This is a genomic window from Roseovarius halophilus (ex Wu et al. 2025), from assembly GCF_047086965.1.
The window spans coordinates 1-16906 of record NZ_JBKOTX010000132.1 but is presented as its reverse complement, the minus strand read 5'-3'; the positions used below and the strand labels follow the sequence as shown (position 1 = coordinate 16906).

18 protein-coding genes are annotated in these 16906 nt (G+C 64.8%); 4 read left to right on the top strand and 14 right to left on the bottom strand.

Annotated features, from left to right (window positions below; all coding sequences use genetic code 11):
- The 3 genes from ACH107_RS22025 to ACH107_RS22015 form a co-directional block, all read right to left on the bottom strand.
- The coding region (locus ACH107_RS22025) for a S49 family peptidase (RefSeq protein ID WP_412507641.1) at nucleotides 1-653 on the bottom strand (653 nt) is incomplete at its 3' end.
- A gap of 109 nt (nucleotides 654-762) precedes the next feature.
- On the bottom strand, nucleotides 763-1524 hold the full coding sequence (locus ACH107_RS22020; protein ID WP_412507640.1) for an ABC transporter permease: 762 nt from the start codon (nucleotides 1522-1524) through the stop codon (nucleotides 763-765).
- On the bottom strand, nucleotides 1521-2450 hold the full coding sequence (locus tag ACH107_RS22015) for an ABC transporter ATP-binding protein (protein WP_412507639.1): 930 nt from the start codon (nucleotides 2448-2450) through the stop codon (nucleotides 1521-1523). The genes ACH107_RS22020 and ACH107_RS22015 overlap by 4 nt, the downstream gene beginning before the upstream one ends.
- Before the next feature lie 182 nt (nucleotides 2451-2632).
- Between ACH107_RS22015 and ACH107_RS22010 the strand changes: the two genes are divergently transcribed.
- Complete coding sequence (locus ACH107_RS22010; protein WP_412507638.1) at nucleotides 2633-3328, top strand: SGNH/GDSL hydrolase family protein; 696 nt, start codon at nucleotides 2633-2635, stop codon at nucleotides 3326-3328.
- Between the two features lie 39 nt (nucleotides 3329-3367).
- Here the strand turns inward: ACH107_RS22010 and ACH107_RS22005 are convergent, their stop codons facing one another.
- From ACH107_RS22005 to ACH107_RS21965, 9 genes are all read right to left on the bottom strand, one after another.
- On the bottom strand, nucleotides 3368-3871 hold the full coding sequence (locus ACH107_RS22005) for a CoxG family protein (protein ID WP_412507637.1): 504 nt from the start codon (nucleotides 3869-3871) through the stop codon (nucleotides 3368-3370).
- Between the two features lie 88 nt (nucleotides 3872-3959).
- Entirely contained in the window at nucleotides 3960-5309 is a 1350-nt protein-coding gene (locus ACH107_RS22000) for an aminotransferase class III-fold pyridoxal phosphate-dependent enzyme (protein WP_412507636.1), read from the bottom strand.
- A gap of 124 nt (nucleotides 5310-5433) precedes the next feature.
- Complete coding sequence (locus ACH107_RS21995; RefSeq protein ID WP_412507635.1) at nucleotides 5434-6750, bottom strand: M16 family metallopeptidase; 1317 nt, start codon at nucleotides 6748-6750, stop codon at nucleotides 5434-5436.
- Entirely contained in the window at nucleotides 6747-8078 is a 1332-nt protein-coding gene (locus tag ACH107_RS21990) for a M16 family metallopeptidase (RefSeq protein ID WP_412507634.1), read from the bottom strand. The genes ACH107_RS21995 and ACH107_RS21990 overlap by 4 nt, the downstream gene beginning before the upstream one ends.
- An 87-nt stretch (nucleotides 8079-8165) precedes the next feature.
- Complete coding sequence (locus ACH107_RS21985) at nucleotides 8166-8678, bottom strand: DUF3035 domain-containing protein (protein ID WP_412507633.1); 513 nt, start codon at nucleotides 8676-8678, stop codon at nucleotides 8166-8168.
- Between the two features lie 67 nt (nucleotides 8679-8745).
- On the bottom strand, nucleotides 8746-9219 hold the full coding sequence (lspA, locus tag ACH107_RS21980) for a signal peptidase II (protein WP_412507632.1): 474 nt from the start codon (nucleotides 9217-9219) through the stop codon (nucleotides 8746-8748).
- 53 nt (nucleotides 9220-9272) lie between these two features.
- Entirely contained in the window at nucleotides 9273-10862 is a 1590-nt protein-coding gene (purH, locus tag ACH107_RS21975) for a bifunctional phosphoribosylaminoimidazolecarboxamide formyltransferase/IMP cyclohydrolase (RefSeq protein ID WP_412507631.1), read from the bottom strand.
- Nucleotides 10863-10896: 34 nt separating this feature from the next.
- Nucleotides 10897-12597, bottom strand: a complete 1701-nt coding sequence (locus ACH107_RS21970; RefSeq protein WP_412507630.1) for a heparinase II/III family protein — start codon at nucleotides 12595-12597, stop codon at nucleotides 10897-10899.
- Nucleotides 12598-12741: 144 nt separating this feature from the next.
- Nucleotides 12742-14022, bottom strand: a complete 1281-nt coding sequence (locus ACH107_RS21965; protein ID WP_412507629.1) for an RsmB/NOP family class I SAM-dependent RNA methyltransferase — start codon at nucleotides 14020-14022, stop codon at nucleotides 12742-12744.
- A gap of 67 nt (nucleotides 14023-14089) precedes the next feature.
- Between ACH107_RS21965 and ACH107_RS21960 the strand changes: the two genes are divergently transcribed.
- On the top strand, nucleotides 14090-14269 hold the full coding sequence (locus ACH107_RS21960; protein WP_412507628.1) for a DUF1674 domain-containing protein: 180 nt from the start codon (nucleotides 14090-14092) through the stop codon (nucleotides 14267-14269).
- A gap of 33 nt (nucleotides 14270-14302) precedes the next feature.
- Here ACH107_RS21960 and ACH107_RS21955 read toward each other — a convergent pair whose 3' ends face one another.
- Complete coding sequence (locus ACH107_RS21955) at nucleotides 14303-14620, bottom strand: dihydrodipicolinate reductase (RefSeq protein ID WP_412507627.1); 318 nt, start codon at nucleotides 14618-14620, stop codon at nucleotides 14303-14305.
- Between the two features lie 85 nt (nucleotides 14621-14705).
- Nucleotides 14706-15524 (bottom strand): 4-hydroxy-tetrahydrodipicolinate reductase, encoded by an 819-nt coding sequence (dapB, locus tag ACH107_RS21950; RefSeq protein ID WP_412507626.1) that lies wholly within the window; start codon nucleotides 15522-15524, stop codon nucleotides 14706-14708.
- A 158-nt stretch (nucleotides 15525-15682) separates the two neighbouring features.
- Between dapB and rbfA the strand changes: the two genes are divergently transcribed.
- Together rbfA and ACH107_RS21940 are read left to right on the top strand one after the other, a co-directional pair.
- Nucleotides 15683-16078 (top strand): 30S ribosome-binding factor RbfA, encoded by a 396-nt coding sequence (rbfA, locus tag ACH107_RS21945; protein WP_412507625.1) that lies wholly within the window; start codon nucleotides 15683-15685, stop codon nucleotides 16076-16078.
- Nucleotides 16065-16808 carry a phosphodiester glycosidase family protein gene (locus ACH107_RS21940; RefSeq protein WP_412507624.1) on the top strand — a complete coding sequence of 248 codons (744 nt, stop codon included), beginning with the start codon at nucleotides 16065-16067 and terminating at the stop codon, nucleotides 16806-16808. The genes rbfA and ACH107_RS21940 overlap by 14 nt, the downstream gene beginning before the upstream one ends.
- Nucleotides 16809-16906 lie beyond the last annotated feature (98 nt).

The window sequence follows — 16906 nt, the reverse complement described above, 5'->3', positions numbered from 1 at the left end:
TTCGGCTCGATATGGGCGGCCCCGTCGACAAGGCCGAGCTCGGTCGCGCGCGCGCCCAGCCAGAACTCGCCGGTGAAAAGATCCTGCTTGTCGGTGAGCTTGTCGCCGCGGCGCGTCTTGACCTGGTCGACGAACCGCTGGTGCATCTGGTCGAGCAGGTCCTTCAGGCGGGACACGTCCTCTTCCCGCTCGGGCAGGAACGGGTCCAGCATGCTCTTGGATTTCGCGGATGTGTGGACACGCCGCTCGACGCCCTGCCGCGTCAGGAACACGGGCGCGCCGAACCCCGCCGAGATCACACCGATGGAGCCGACGATCGAGTTGGAGTCAACCCAGATGTCATCCGCCGCGGTTGCAAGCCAGTACCCGCCGGACGCCGCCACATCCTCGACGAAGGCGTGGACCGGTATTTGCTTTTCATCGGCGAGTCGCCGGATCCGCGCCGCGATCAGGGACGATTGCACCGGCGATCCGCCCGGTGAGTTGATGAGAAGCGCAACAGCCCTCGGCCGGCCTTTCTTGAAGGCCTTCTCGATGGCCGGCGCCATGGCTTCGTCATTCAGCTGTGCCCGCCCGCCGGTTCCGATCATGCCGGAAAGGCGGATGACGGACACCAACGGGCCGCGGTTCAGAAACGGGATACGATCCTTCATGCCGTCGGACTTAGAATGTCCAAGGTGAACAAACAAGGCGCCACGTCGCGAAGGATCGGCAGAGCCCGCAAAATCTTGGTCCGGACCTGCAAATAAGTCACGTCGGACATCAGGATTTTATCCGGTACCCCGTCTTGAAGATCAGCCAGACGATCCCGGTGCAAATGCACAGGAACAGCAGGATCGCCAGCAGGCTGAACCCCACGGCCACGTCCGCCTCGCCGAAAAAGGACCAGCGGAACCCCGAAATCAGGTAAACGATCGGGTTGAACAGGGTCACGACCTGCCATGCCGGGGGCAACATCGAGATCGAGTAGAACGCACCGCCGAGAAATACCAAGGGCGTGATGACCAGAAGCGGGATGATCTGGAGCTGCTGGAAATTCTCGGCCCAGATCCCGATGATGAAGCCGAACAACGAGAAAGACAGACAGGTCAGGACAAGAAACAGCAGCATCGCCAAGGGATAGCGTATCTCGATATCGACGAAGAAGCGCGCGGTCAGCAGGATCACCACCCCGATCATGAGGGACTTGGTCGCGGCCGCGCCCACGTATCCGACGACGATCTCGAAGAAGTTTATCGGCGCCGAGAACAGTTCGAAGATCGTGCCGATGAATTTCGGGAAGTAGATGCCGAAAGACGCGTTCGAGATGGCCTGTGTCATCACGCTGAGCATGATCAGGCCGGGCACGATGAACGCGCCGTAGCTTACGCCCTCGACCTCGTCGATCCGGCTGCCGATGGCCGCGCCGAAGACCACGAAATACAGCGTTGTCGAGATGACAGGTGACAGCAGGCTTTCCATGATTGTCCGGAAAAACCTTTTCATCTCGTACACGTAGATCGCCTTGATCGCTGGCCAGTTCATGATGCGCCTTCCTTCACCAATCCGACGAAGATTTCCTCGAGGCTGGACTGCGTGGTGTGTATGTCACGCAGCGCAAGCCCTTCCCGTGCGAGTGCCTGAAGAAGCCGGGTTATCCCGGTCCCCTCGCCGCTCGTGTCGTAATGATAAAGCAGCGCGTGCCCGCCATCGGCCAGTTCGAGATCATACCCGGCAAGCGCCGCGGGAACGTCGCCGACCGGTTCGGTCAGGTCGATCCGCAACGTCTTGCGCCCCATGCGCGCCATCAGCTTGGCTTTTTCCTCGACCAGCAGGATGTCGCCCTGATTTATCACGGCGATCCTGTCGGCGATGGCTTCGGCCTCCTCGATGTAATGGGTGGTCAGGATGATTGTCACGCCACTGTCCTTGAGCCCCTCGACGATTTCCCACATGTCGCGCCGCAGCTCCACGTCCACGCCGGCGGTCGGTTCATCGAGGAACAGCACACGGGGTTCATGACACAGCGCCTTGGCGATCAGCACGCGGCGCTTCATCCCGCCGGAGAGTTCGCGGATCCGCGCGTTGCGCTTGTCCCATAAAGACAACTGGCGCAGGACGCGTTCTATCAGCGCCTCGTTCCGCGGCTTGCCGAACAGCCCGCGCGAGAAGCGCACGGTGTTGATGACCTTTTCGAAAGGCTCCAGCGCGACTTCCTGCGGGACCAGCCCGATGAGCTGGCGGGCGGCGCGGTAGTCGCGGACGATGTCGTGACCGCCAACGGTGGCAGCGCCGGACGTCGGCGTGGTGATCCCGCAAAGCGCGGAGATCAGGGTGGTCTTGCCCGCGCCGTTGGGCCCCAGAAGCGCGAGGATCTCCCCCGTCTCGATCGACAGCGATACACCCCCGAGCGCCGTGAAACCGTCCTTGTAAACCTTGCCCAGATCATGGACATCAACGATGGGTGGCATCCTGTGCGCTCCTTCTGCGTTCGCGCCCGAACCTAGAAGAAAGCATCGAAGTTGCAATCGCGCGCAGGCGCAGGGTGGCCTGTGCGGCGGGTGTGAATCAGCACTGCGTTACAAAATTGTCCCGGCAGGCTTGCAGAGGTATCGTTCATGCGCGACAGACGGGCCACTCCACGGAACGCGCCATGATGACCCTGCGACGTCTGATGACCATGCTTTGCGCCGCGCTGCTTGCCGCGTGCACGGAATCGCGCAGCGATGCCGGGGAGGAACGCATCCTGCTGATGGGCGATTCGCTGCTGGCCTTTCACGGGGCGTCGGGGCAGGCCGTGTCTGACGTGGTGGAGGCGGCGCTGGATGAACCTGTCGTCGACCGGGCTGTTTCCGGTGCGCGCTATTTTTACATCCTGCCGATCACGGGTAACGCGGGGTTCAACATCAGAAAGCAGCATGTTGACGGCGCGTGGGACTGGATCATCCTGAACGGCGGCGGCAACGACCTGCTGTTCGGTTGTGGCTGCGGCCCCTGCACGGGCAAACTCGACCGGCTGATATCCGGGGACGGGAAAACCGGCCGGATACCCGGTTTCGTCTCGAACCTGCGCCAGAGCGGCGCAAGGGTGATTTACGTGGGCTATCTTCGCACACCCGGCGTGACGTCACCTGTAGAGGGATGCCGCGACGAGGGCCGTGAACTGGAACGCCGGATCGCGAAACTGGCCGAGCGCGACGACGGTATCCTTTTCCTGTCGAATGCCGAGCTTGTTCCGCATGGGGACCGCAGTTTCCACGCGCTCGACCTCGTCCATCCGTCGGTCAAGGGCAGCCGTGTCATCGGCGAACGTATCGCCGAGATCATCCGCGAAACGGACTCGCCGTGAACCGCCGGGCCACGCAGGCCGGGGCAAGGCGGGGCACGATCAGGTGATGAGACGCTTGAGCCACCCCTTCTTTTCGGCTTCCTCGGTTTCGTCGTCCTCCTTGGGGCCTTCGATCACGTCCTCCAGCCGCGTGAAGAACTGATCGGCCATTTTCTTGGCGAATCCGTTGACGATCCGGCTGCCAAGCTGCGCCAGCTTGCCGCCGACCTTCGCCTCGACATCGTAGACAAGGCGTGTGCCCGTCTCGCTGTCTTCGAGCCGCACATGCGCGCTGCCCTTGGCAAAGCCGGCCGCCCCGCCCTTGCCTTCCCCGGTCAGGGTCAGGCTTTCGTGCTCGACCATGTCGGAAACGGTGACCGTCCCGTTGAAGGTGGCCTTGACCGGGCCGACCTTCTGGCGGACGGTTGCCTCGAACCCGTCCTCGGCATTGCCGGTGAGTTCTTCCGTGCCGGGCACGCACTCTTTCAGGACCTCGGGATTGAGCAGCGCGGCCCAGACAGTGGCGCGATCCGCCTGGATGTCGCGCTCATCGTTCATTTGCATTTTCAGCCCTCCTCCAGCGTTCCGTGGCGGAGCCTAGTCGATGCCTTGCCCGACGCCAAGTGCCACCGGGCCGGACCGGTGACTTGCCTCAGGCTGCCGAAAAGCCCGCGTCGAGGGCCGTGATGATTCGCGACACCTCGGCCTCCGTGATGGTCAGGGGCGGGGACATCAGGATGTTATGGGCCCCCAGCCGCACCATCGCGCCGGCGTCGTAGGTTGCCTGATGCACCCGTTTCATGGTGCCGGCATCCATCGGGGTCTTGGCGGCCCGGTCGCTGACCAGTTCGATCCCGGCCATGAGCCCGTGCCCGCCGCGCACATCGCCGATGATGTCGTGCTTGTCCGCCAATGCCAGCGCACCCTCGTACAATTGCCGCCCGCGGGCGGCGGCATTGGTTTTCGTGTCCAGCCTCAGCGTTTCGGAAAGGCAGGCCACCACGGCCGCCGCGCCGACGGGATGCGCCGAATACGTGTATCCCGTCCAGATCGCGCCATCCGCGTCCGCGTTTTCGAAAACGTCGGCGACCTTGTCACCGATCAGGACACCCCCCACCGGGAAATAACCGCTCGTCACGCCCTTGGCGATCGTCATCATGTCGGGGCGCACCCCCCAATGACGCGCGCCCGTCCAATCGCCGGTCCGACCGAACCCGCAAATGACCTCGTCGGAAATCAACAAGATGCCGTAGCGGTCACAGATATCGCGCATGTGCTTCATGAAACTGGCATCCGGCACGATGACCCCGCCCGCGCCCTGTATGGGCTCCATGATGAAGGCGGCGATTGTCGAGGGATCCTGGAACTCGATCTCGTCCACCATCGCGGCGGCGATCCTTTCGGCCAGTTTCGCCGGATCCGTCTCGTCGTAGGGATTGCGATAGGTGTACGGACTCGGCAGATGAAAGCAGCCGGGCAGCAGGGGTTCGTAGGTGATGCGGAAACGATTGTTGCCGTTGACGCTCGCCCCGCCCCAATGCGTGCCGTGATACCCTTTCTTAAGGCTCAGGAACTTGGTGCGTGTGGGCTCGCCCCGCAGCCGGTGATACTGGCGGGCCATGCGCAACGCCGTATCCACGCTGTCGGACCCGCCGGACGTGAAGAAAACGCGCGTCATGCCGTCCTCGGCAAAGAACTCCTGCACCGCGTAGGACGCCTCGATCGCTGTCGGGTTCGACGTGCCCGCGAAGGCCGAATAATATGGCAGTTGCCAGAGTTGATCCGCGATGGCCTGTTTCACGGCATCGTTCGAATAGCCAAGGTTCACACACCACAACCCACCGACGGCATCGACCGCGCGATGCCCGTCAATATCCGTGATCTCGACGCCCTCGGCACCCGTGATGACCCTCGGCGGGTTTTCCCGCGTCTCGCCCGGATGCCCCATGGGGTGCCACAGGTGACGCCCATTCATTTCCCTGATGAAGTTATCGTCTTTCATTCATCCCTCCGACGGGTGGCAAGCATTTGATCAAATCTTGCCCAAGTCGCGGGATGGTGTCCAGCAAATTGATGACAGCCACCGGGCGGCGGGCGCGCGCCTGCCGCCCGCCCCGCTGTGCCGGTCAATTGATGGTGCCGGTCAGGCCCTCGGGCTGCCCCACGACGACGAATGTCAGCCGATCGGGATCGAGGTATTCGCGCGCGACGCGGTTGACGTCCTCAAGGGTCACGGCCCTGACCTTGTCATTGCGGTTGGCGATGTAATCGGTCGGCAGACCCTCCATCTGCATGCCGACGGCGATGTTCGCGATCGGGCCGTTGCCGTCGAACCGCAGGGGATAGGCGCCTGTCAGGTAGGTCTTGGCATCGGCCAGTTCCTGCCGTGTCACGCCATCCCCGCGGATGCGGCTCCATTCATCGCGAATGACCGCCATCGCCTCGGCGATACGCCCGTTCGCCGATGAGACCGAGCCCATCCACAACTGCGCCCCGTCCTTGTCCGCGAGGTAGGAATAGACACCGTATGTCAGGCCGCGCTTCTCGCGCACCTCGGTCATGAGTCGGCTTTCAAAGCCGCCGCCACCGAGGATCCGGTTCAATAGATAGGCGGCAAAGAAATCGGGATCATCCCGGTCGATACCGGGTTGTGCGAACAGCGCGACGGATTGCGGTGTTTCGAAATCAACGATCTTGGTTCCGCCCGGCAGGTTCGGGTCCGCCGGGCCGGGCATCGGGGCGCCCCGCGCAGGCAGGTCACCCAGAAGGGTGTCCAGCATGGCGGCCAGCTGGGGCTCTGTGATGTCGCCCACGGCACTGACGTAGAGCCGGTCGCGCGCCAGTGCGGCCTCGTGCGCCGCGACGATGTCGTCCCGGCTCAGGGCCGTGACGCTCGGAATCGTGCCGCTGACGGGCCGGGCATAGGGGTGGTCACCATAAACCAGTTCCCCGAACGCCTTGCCGGCCATGTCGCGCGGATCCGTGGCGTTTGACCGGATGACCGACAGAACCTGCCCCCGCACACGATCGATCGCCGCCGTGTCGAAGCGCGGCTCGACAAGGCTCTGGCGGAGCAGTGCAACGGCCTTGTCACGGTTTTCCGTCAGGAACCGGGCGGAGATGCTGACCGCGTCGTCGGACGTGTCGTAGGAAAACGAAGCCGCCAGTGTTTCCTTCTTGCGCGCGAAGGTGCGGGCGTCCATCTCGCCCGCGCCCTCTTCGAGCAGCGCCACCATCAGGTTTGTCGCCCCGGTCTTTTCCGGCGCGTCGAGAGACGCCCCGCCGCGGAACCGTATCTCGAGCGCGACGAAGGGTATCGAGTGATCTTCGACCAGCCACGCGTCGATGCCGCCGGGGGTCGTTACCTCGCGGATGTCCACGTTGGCCCGCGCGGGAAGTCCCGCCACGAGCGTCAACGCCGCAAAGAGCAGGATACGAATCATTGCGTCACCTCCGGTGCCTGAAGCCAGCCCGTGACCGAATTCTCGCGGTCGAGCACCTCTTGCGCGGCAGCGAGCACATCGTCAGCGGTCACCGATTGCAGGATATCCGGCCAAGCCTTGACGTCCGCGACCGTCAGACCCTGCGTGAGCGCCCTGCCGTACCGCCGGGCAAGGGCGCCGACATCGTCACGGGCATATATCTGTTCGGCGCGCACTTGCGTCTTGATCCGGTCCAGTTGCGCGGGATCGACACCGGTTTCCAGGAACTCGGTTATCACGCGGTCCATGGCGTCCTCGGCCTGCTGCAGCGTTACGCCCGCAGCCGGCACGACGGCAAGGTTGAACGTCGTGTCATCGAGCGCCTGACCACCGTAATAGGCTGCCGTGTGCACGGCCTCACCCGACCCGAACTGCAGCTTTTCCGCCAGTAGCGATGTCTGACCACCCCCCAGAACCTGCGCCAGCAGGGTCAGCGCGGCAGCTTTTTCCTGATCGCCACTGTCGCGTTCGGGCGCGAGGTACGAGCGGCTGACGTAAGGTTGCGCGACGCGGGCATCTCTCAAAGAAATCCGCCGCTCGGACAATTGCCGGGGCTCTTGCGGACGGACACGGTCGGGCAGGTCGCGGTTGGCCGGGATCACGCCATAATGCTTTTCAGCAAGCTCACGCACATCGTCGGGCGTGACGTCCCCCGCCACGACAAGAACGGCATTGTTCGGCACGTAGTGTCTTTCGTAGAAATCGAGGGCGTGACGCATCCCGAGCCGCGACATCTCGTGTTTCCAGCCGATCACGGGGTCGCCGTAGGGGTGGTTCATGTACTGGACCGCGTTGTGCCGCTCACGGAAGAGCGCGGCCGGATTGTTCTCGACCCGCTGGTTGCGCTCCTCGATGATCACGTCGCGTTCGGTGCGGATGTCCTCCTCGCCGAGCCGGAGGTTGACCATGCGGTCGCTTTCCATCTCCATCATGAGGTCAAGGCGGTCTGCCGCGACCCGCTGGAAGTAGGCCGTGTAGTCATTGCTCGTGAACGCGTTGTCGGACCCGCCGTTGCGCGCCACCCGCGCGGAGAATTCGCCGGGCGACACGTCGTCCGTGCCCTTGAACATCAAGTGCTCCAGGAAATGGGCCACGCCCGACGCCCCCGGCGGTTCGTCAGCGGCGCCCGCGCGATACCAGACCATGTGGACCGCGACCGGCGCGCGATGGTCCTCGATCACCACCACATCCATGCCGTTGTCCAGCTGGAACGCGGTCACCTGATCATCGGCACCCGCCGCGAATGCCGAAGGTGCCAGCAGTAAAAGAACGGCGACAAGTACGCGCATGCCATTTCCTCCGCATGAAAACACGTTCTCGAAAACATACGCTGTCGCCGGCCCTTTTCAAGCCGCCGGTCATTTCGCCGCGCACCGTCAGTCTTCAGGGGGCGGCGCGGCAGGCGTCAGGACGTCGCGGCGCCGCAGACGCTCGAGTTCCGTCCGCGCATCCAGCCATTGGCGCTTGTAGGCTTTCGCGTAATCGTCATTCGGGCCGATGTTCAGAATGTTGACGCGGCCATGCCGGCGCCGGGTTTCGCGATCTTCCGCCGCGAGAAGCTGCCGTATGCCCGATTGAGCGCCGTAGCGGCGCGTATGCGCAAGCAGCGCGCTTTCCGACGCGCGCGCGCTGCTCGCCGAGGCCGCTTGCGAATTGCCGCCCAGCGCCGCGATGCTGTCCGCCTTGGGTGTCTGGTCCGCGCGGTTGGTGCTGCCGGGAGCTGGCGCCGGAAGGTTGGCGTAAGACTCAGGGTCTTGCAACGGCTTACCGGGCAGAATGGCGAATTCGTCCGGCCCGTTGCCGGTGTTCTTGATGCGTGTCAACGTGACCTCTCGGTCACGGCTGCCACAGGCCCCGACCATCGCCACGACCAGCATCAGGATCATCATGTGCGGCAGTCTCATCGTCGCTCTCCTGAACCTTCGGCCCACGGCTTAACGCATCACCGGGCCGAGGTCACGTGCCCTTTTTTTCATCCGGCGTGAACACCACCAGCCCCAGAGCGCCGACGAACACCGCCACGTCCGCGACATTGAAGGCGAATGGATTGTTCAGGCCACAACATGACATGTTTATGAAATCCGCGACAGCACCGTAAACCAGCCGGTCCACAACATTGCCGACCGCGCCCCCCACCAGCAGGCCGGCAGCGGCTTTCTGCCACCAGCCGGCCGGATCGCGATGCACCCACCACAACACGACCGCGGATATCGCGAGGGCCACCGCGATCAGGATCCAGCGGGTCGCCGCGCCATCCTGCGCGAAAAGCCCGAAATTGATCCCGTGATTCCATGCCATGCGCAGGTTGAAATAGGGTGGCAGAACGTCGATGCGCCCCACCATCGCGAGGTTCAGGTAATGCACGACGTAATACTTGACCCCCTGATCAAGCAGGAACGTCCAGAACCCCACCCAGAAAACGGTGCGCATGTTGCTCTCCTGTCCGGGGATCACGGGCCCGCAGGCCCGTTGAAACATGTCCCCTAGTGCCGGAAGTGCCGCATGCCGGTCAAGGCCATCGCCAGCCCGGCTTCGTCCGCCGCCGTGACGACCTCGTCGTCGCGCATCGAACCGCCCGGCTGTATGACCGCGACGGCCCCGGCCTCGGCCGCGGTCAGCAGACCGTCGGCGAACGGGAAAAAGGCATCGGACGCCACGACGCTGCCCTCGGTGAGCGGTTTTTCAAGGCCCAGCGTCTCGGCCATGTCGCGCGCCTTGCGCGCCGCGATGCGGCAACTGTCCACGCGGCTCATCTGCCCCGCGCCGATCCCGACGGTCGCACCGTCCTTGACGTAAACGATCGCGTTGGACTTGACATGCTTGGCCACCTTCCACGCGAACAGCATGTCCGCAAGTTCGCCGTCGGACGGGGCGCGTTGCGTCACCACCCTGAGATCTTCCGCCGTGACATGCCCGTTGTCCTTGTCCTGCACGAGGAACCCGCCCGTGACCTGCCGCATCATCAGGCCCCCGGCGCGCGGATCGGCCAGCCTGTCGGTCGTCAGAAGGCGCAGGTTCTTCTTGCCGGCGAAAACCGCCATCGCATCGGCATCGGCGCCGGGCGCGATGACGACCTCGGTGAAGATCCCGGCGATCTCCTCGGCGGTTTCCCCGTCAAGCGCCCGGTTGAGCGCGACGATCCCGCCGAAGGCCGAGTCCCGGTCGCAGTCGAAAGCCTTGCGGTAGGCCTCCTTCAAGGTCGGCCCGCGCGCCACGCCACACGGGTTGGCATGCTTTATGATGGCGCAGGCCGCCCCGTCCTCGGGCGCGAATTCACTCACAAGCTCGAAGGCCGCGTCGGTGTCGTTGATGTTGTTGTAGCTGAGTTCCTTGCCCTGGTGCTGAACCGCTGTCGCCACCCCGGGGCGATCGCTGCCGTCCTTGTAGAATGCCGCCGATTGGTGCGGGTTTTCACCGTAACGCAGGGTCTGCGCCAGCTTCCCGGCCATGGCCCGCCGCCGCGGGGCGGGTTCTGCCAAGGCATCCGCCATCCACGAGGACACGGCGGCGTCATAGGCACCGGTGCGCGCATAGGCCGTCAGGGCCAGCCGCTGGCGGAAGCCGTGGGATGTGTGGCCATCATGCGCGTCCAGCTCGGCCAGCAGCGGGGCGTAATCCTCGACGTCCACGACGACGTTGACAAAGGCATGGTTCTTGGCGGCCGCCCGGATCATCGCGGGTCCGCCGATGTCGATATTCTCGATGCAGGTGTCGTAATCGGCCCCCGTCGCCGCCGTCGCCTCGAACGGGTAGAGGTTGACCACCAGAAGATCGATCCCGCCGATCCCGTGCGCCTGCATTGCCGCCTGGTGCTCGGGATCGTCACGCAGGGCCAGCAGCCCGCCATGAACCATCGGGTGCAGCGTCTTGACCCGCCCTTCCATCATTTCAGGGAATCCCGTGACATCGGCCACGTCCCGCACCTGCAGGCCCGCGTCACGCAAGGTTCGCGCCGTGCCGCCGGTTGACACCAGGTCGATCCCCCGCGCGTCGAGCGCGCGTCCAAGATCGACGAGGCCGGACTTGTCAGAAACGGAAAGAAGGGCACGACGGATCGGTGCAAGATCGGGCATGTAGGGCGGCTCCTCGGTTCTTGTGGCGCTGCGGCTAGGCATCGGCCAGCGGGCCGGATGCATCCTGTTCGAGATCGCGCACCGCTATAGGCGTGTCCTGCGCCTTTGCCAATGACCATCTGACGCGCGTGGCATACTGCATCGCGCGGCCGGACAGTACGATCTGCCGGCTCGCACGCGGCTTGAGCCGGGTCCGCTCGAGATACACGCTGGGTTCCAGCGTCAATTCCGCGGTTCCGTCGGTACGGAAGATCCACAGTTCCCCGCTTCTGAGCGCCATGGAGACGGCATTGCCGCCCATGTCCAGCGCGACATCCACATCGGGGTGAAGATGGAAATGAACCTGAAACGGCAACCCTTGCAAGGTGACCGCGTCGAGCATCTTGTCAAAGCGACGCTTGTCGCCGACCCCGAGCGCGATAAGCATGTCCTCGCCGGCGATGCCGCGCCCGTCATGGGTCATGTCGAGCCTGCGCACGTGGGTCAGCCCGTAGGATTTCACGTAGCCGTCATGCCCGCCCTCGAAACGAAGGCCGTCGCCGGCGTGGCTCAATTCGACGGGCACCTTGGCGGGCGCCTCGGTCAGCCAGTCCGCGCGCTGCCCGCTTCCGCCGAGGCGCGCACTCGACAGGCCGCACAGGACAAGCGTCGAATGCGACGGCGTCGCGCGCCCCGCCCGGCGCCACTCGCGCCCGAAGCTGCGGCCCGATCCGCAGTTCACGATCAGGGGGCGCCGCCCCGATGTCACCTCGAAGGCCAGCGTGGAGGCATGGGCGGCCGCGGACGCCCTGCCCACCGGGGGCGGCGAGGCGTCCATGATCAGACTGGTCCGTCCCGCGCCAAGCCGTGCGAAGCCCATCGACAGACCATCGGGCTGGCGTCCCTTGACGCCGCTCGTGGCAAGGGCGTTGTCGAGCCGCCCCTCGAGACCGCGGCCACCGCCGTGGAACCGCGCAAGCCCGCCATCGGCATGACGCAAGGCCCGCAGGGTCGGGGCGATGCGTTCGATCGCCGACCAGTGCGCGTGTCCCGCCGATTTGCCCGCCTCGCCCAGTGCAAGGGCCGCCCATGTCAGCAGCGTGAAAACCTCCAGCAGTTCTTCGGGGTTGCGGGTGGGCAAGCCGCCCTGCGCGTCCACCTCCCGCTCACATTCCCGCGAAAGGGCCCGCATCGCGGGCTCGGCATGGGCTTCCATGCCCTCCAGCGACAGGCCTGCGTAGATCAGCCCGGTCAAGGCCTCGAACCGGGGCAGCCCCGGCAGCGCGCGGTGCCACCTGCACGACAGGAACAGCGTCTGTTGCGCCAGCGACCGGTAAAACGCCGCGGACGCCTCGCTGTCACGCCCGTTGAGCACGAAGAGCGCGTGATTGATCCAGCGGATCAAGCGGCGCCCCGTCAAATCCGGTGTCCAGCCGTGACCCCGCCCGCCGCCATAGCGGTCGATCCAGTCCCACAGCCACGCCTGCGCACGGTCCCGCGCGGCGGCATCCCCGGCGGCGGCCAGATCATCCAGCCATGCGAAACCGTGCATTTCCTCGGAAAAGGCGCGATCGGGCGCCGGGATGTCCCACGGGCTGGCGCCGGGGCGTTGCACCAGGTGACCGGCGAAAACGAAATTGCCCGAGGTGAGTTGCCGCCCCCGCGCGAAGCTGCCGATTGTCTTGGGTTCAGGCTGGGAAACGAAGGCCGTCGCCGGCCGCGTCAGGGCCGCGCGCCGCGCCTGTACACTGTTCATGAAACGCGTCCAGCGCGCCGAAAAATTGCCTGTCCTGGCCATCAATCCTGCCTTTGCACGCTCTTACCGGCGCCTGCGCCCGCAGTATAGCGTGCGGGCATCGGCAAGTCACCGCAAGATTGGCGGCGGGCGCGCGTGGCGGTGTCACGCGCTGGATGGCCTTTGCAGGCAGGCGATGAAGAAGCCGTCCATGCCGCCCGTGTCCGGCCAGTAGTCCGGCCGCAATCGCAACCCGCCTTCCGGCGTTATCCACTCGGGCGACACACCGGGCAGTAACACGGCGTCGCGGCACACGGAAAGCCCCTCGTGGCGCTCAAGCGCGTTTTCCAGCTGGCATTCACCTTCGTCCGGCAACAGCGAGCACGTGCAGAACACCAGCCGCCCGCCGGGCCGCAACAGGGTCAGCGCGTGGTCCATCATCGCGGATTGCAGATCGATCAGTTCGCCGAACTCAGACCCGTCCTTGGCGAAGGGCAGGTCCGGGTGCCGGCGGATCGTGCCCGTGGCCGAGCATGGCGCATCCAGAAGGATCGCGTCATAGGGCCCGCCGGCATGGTCCAGTGCATCACCGGTCACGCACCGGGCTTGCAGACCGGTGCGTTCGAGGTTTTCCGCGACCCGCTCCATGCGCCGGGCCGACATGTCAAGCGCCGTCACCCGCGCACCGGCAGCCGCCAGTTGCAGCGTCTTCCCACCCGGCGCGGCACAGAGATCGAGCACATCCTCGTCAGGCTGCGCAGCAAGCACCCGCGCCGCCAACGCGGCGGCCGCGTCCTGAACCCACCAAGCCCCCTCGGCATACCCGGGCAGGGCCGATACCTGCACGCCGCCGGCGACGCGGATCGAGCCGGTCGGCAGCAAGACGCCATTCAACTGCTCGGCCCATTCCGCCGCGTCGGCGGGAGCCGTGATGTCGAGCGGCGCCCCCGCGAAATGCGCGCGTTCCATTCCCGCGACCGCGCCCGCGCCCCACGCGTCAACCAGAGGTGCCCGCAGCCATTTGGGCAACCGCGGCAGCCGCAGATCATGCCACGACGCGATGCCGTCGGCCGCCACCTTTCGCAAAACGGCGTTGACGAGGCCCTTGAACTTGGCATGGCGGCGGTCATGCGCCAGAAGCCCCACGAAGTCGTTGACGATGCCGTGCGCATCCCCGCCCCGAGACAGCTCCACCGTGGCAAGCCGCAGGATATTGTTGACGTGCAGCGGCGGTGCCTTGTGCAGATGGCGTCGCAACAGGCGGTCCGCGCGTTCCAGCCCGCGCAGTGTGTCGTTCGCCAGACGCTGCGCGCGGGCCCTGTCGCCCGCGGTCAAGGGGTTCAAAAGCCCCTCCGACAGCATTTCCGCGATGAGCCGTCGTTCGCCGATGACACCGTCGAGCAGGGCGAGAGCAGCCCCGCGGGCCGAAAGCTCGGTATTTTTCATGATGAATTCCTTGGCGCCGGGGAAGGCAGCGATATATCAACGCTACCATCACAAGGGAAGGCCAGCGATGAGCACCGACGAGAAAGACAACCTCCCCCCGGAAGCAAAACGCGCCCTTGCCGAAGCCGAAGAGCGCCGCAAGAAGGCTTCAGCCGTCGAGATGCCCAAGGAACTGGGCGGCCGCGACGGGCCTGAGCCGGTCCGGTTCGGTGACTGGGAGAAAAAGGGCATCGCAATCGATTTCTGATCGCGATGCCCCTGCCTTGCTTGCAACGCGCCGTTATCTCAGGTTGAGATCCGCATAGCGCCCGGCGCCCCTGTCGGAAATGAACCGCATGGTTTTCCCTTGGACTTTCACGGCTTGGCAATTCGGGCCCAGGTTGGTCTGCCCCCAGAAAAGACTGCGGCAGAAATAGCCGCCACGCCACCGCCACGCGCCTGAAATATCGCGTCCGAAGGCCCGGCCGGTGATCTCGCCGTCGGGCGTCACGCTCAGCCTTATGCCGAACCGGGTCAGGCTCCGTCCGTCCACGATGGACACGAACCGGTCACGGTCGTCGATTTTCGAGAACCCCTCGGCATGGACGGACGATGCCATGCACAGGGCAAACAGTATCGCTAGGGCTGATCGCATATCTCGCACTCGCATAATAACATGAATACGAATGGCGCGCCGGTCCGGATCAGTTTTTTCCGATCCCCAGAACATCCAGCATGTCGTACTCGCCGGGTTTGCGGTCCTGACCCCATAGCGCCGCCCTGAGCGCACCGCGCGCGAAAAGCGCCCTGTCACTGGCGACGTGGCGGAGCACGATACGCTCCCCCGCGGCGGCGAACATGATATCATGCTCGCCCACGATATCGCCACCCCGTATGGCGTGGAAACCGATATGGCCTTTCTCGCGCTTGCCGGCCATGCCGTCGCGCCCCCTGTCCGAAACGGAGTCCAGTGACACGCCGCGGCCCTCGGCAGCCGCCTCGCCCAGCATGAGCGCCGTTCCGGATGGCGCATCCACTTTCTGGTTGTGATGGGCCTCGACAATCTCGATGTCGTAATCCTCGTCAAGCGCCGCGGCGACCTGACGGGTCAATTGAACCAGCAGGTTGACGCCGAGGCTCATGTTGCCGGCCCGCACGATCACTGCGTGGCGCGCGGCGGCCTCGATCCGCGCGAGGTCGTCTTCCGTCATTCCCGTGGTGCCGATCACGTGCACGCAGCGCGCCTGCGCCGCCAATGCGGCGAATTCAACGGTCGCGGCGGGAGCGGTGAAGTCGAGCACGGCATGGGCCTTTGCAAACACCTCGAGAGGGTCGTTGCTGACCTCGATCCCGACGGGCTGACCGCCCAGCGCGACGCCGATGTCCTGCCCGACCCATGCATGGCCTTCACGTTCGACGGCGCCGACAAGCGTGGCGCGGTCACTTTTCAGAACGGTACGGATGAGCATCTGGCCCATGCGGCCCGACGCCCCCGTCACGGCGCATCCCGGCAAATCAGTCATTTCGTGCACTCCGAAGTTTCCGCGGCTTCCATAGCGCGGCGAAGACGGGGCAGACAATCTCGAAGTTGGCACATCAGGATGCGCTTTTTCCCGGGCGCGGGCGCCGGGCTGCCGGTTTGCCGCTTGGCAAATCCGGTCATAGCGCTTAGATCCGCCTCATGGCTAGGAACAGGTCACATGTCGGGGCAGGCCCTTCGCAACGGCAACTCCGCGTCGGGGAACTGGTACGGCGGATGTTGTCCGACGTTCTGATGCGGGGTGACATTCACGACCCCGACTTGAACAGGCTTTCCGTCACGGTCGGCGAGGTCCGTGTTTCGCCCGACCTGAAGCTTGCCACCGCGTATGTCCTGCCGCTGGCAGGCGAGGGTCAGGGCGAGATCATCGACCTGCTGGCCCGGAACAAGGGGGAATTGCGGCGGATCATCGGCAAGAAGCTGGCGCTGAAATTCACTCCCGACCTGCGCTTCCGTCTGGACGAGACATTCGACCAGATGGATGAGACCCGACGGCTCTTCGCGCAAGAGAAAGTGCGCCGGGATGTGGAGGGGTAGCGCGGCCCTCGCCGGCCTGTGCTGTATCTTCGCAACGACGGGGCCCGCCACGGCCGTGGAATGCCGAGTGACGACGCATACCGGGCATGACTTTACCATCTGCGAGGTGGTTCCCCCGCGGGACGACCTTCGTCTTTTCCTGCGTCATCCCGAGACGGACAAGGTGCTGGGCACGTTCACGAATGTCGAGGCGATGCTCGAACGCCCGCTGCTTTTCGGGATGAATGCCGGCATGTATCACTCGGACAGGCGGCCGGTCGGACATTACGTCGAGAACGGTCGAACGCTGAGCCCTGTCATCAGCCGTGACGGCCCCGGCAATTTCGGCTTGCTGCCCAACGGCGTATTCTGCATCCGCGAAAACAGCGCCCGCGTGATCGAGACACGGCGTTTCACCGCGGACTCGCCCGAATGCGACTTTGCCACCCAGTCCGGCCCCATGCTGGTCATCAACGGGCAACTGCACCCCAGATTCCTGCCGGACAGCGACAGCCGTTACATCAGGAATGGCGTCGGCACCACGGCGGATGGGCGGCGGGCCGTTTTCGCCATATCCGAAACGCCGGTCACTTTTCATGTTTTCGGCACGCTTTTCAGGGACGTTCTGGAAACACCACAGGCGCTTTACCTCGATGGCAACATCTCGCGGCTTTACGCGCCGCGACTCGGCCGCCGGGATGGCGGCTTCCCGATGGGGCCGATTGTCGGCGTCGTTTCCGCCGATGAGTGACGCTACGGTGTGCTGATTGACAGCCTTCCGGGCTTGCGCTACGCCGCCGGCTTCACCGTGACATGAGGCGACGAGATGGCACGCAAACGCAAGGGCCG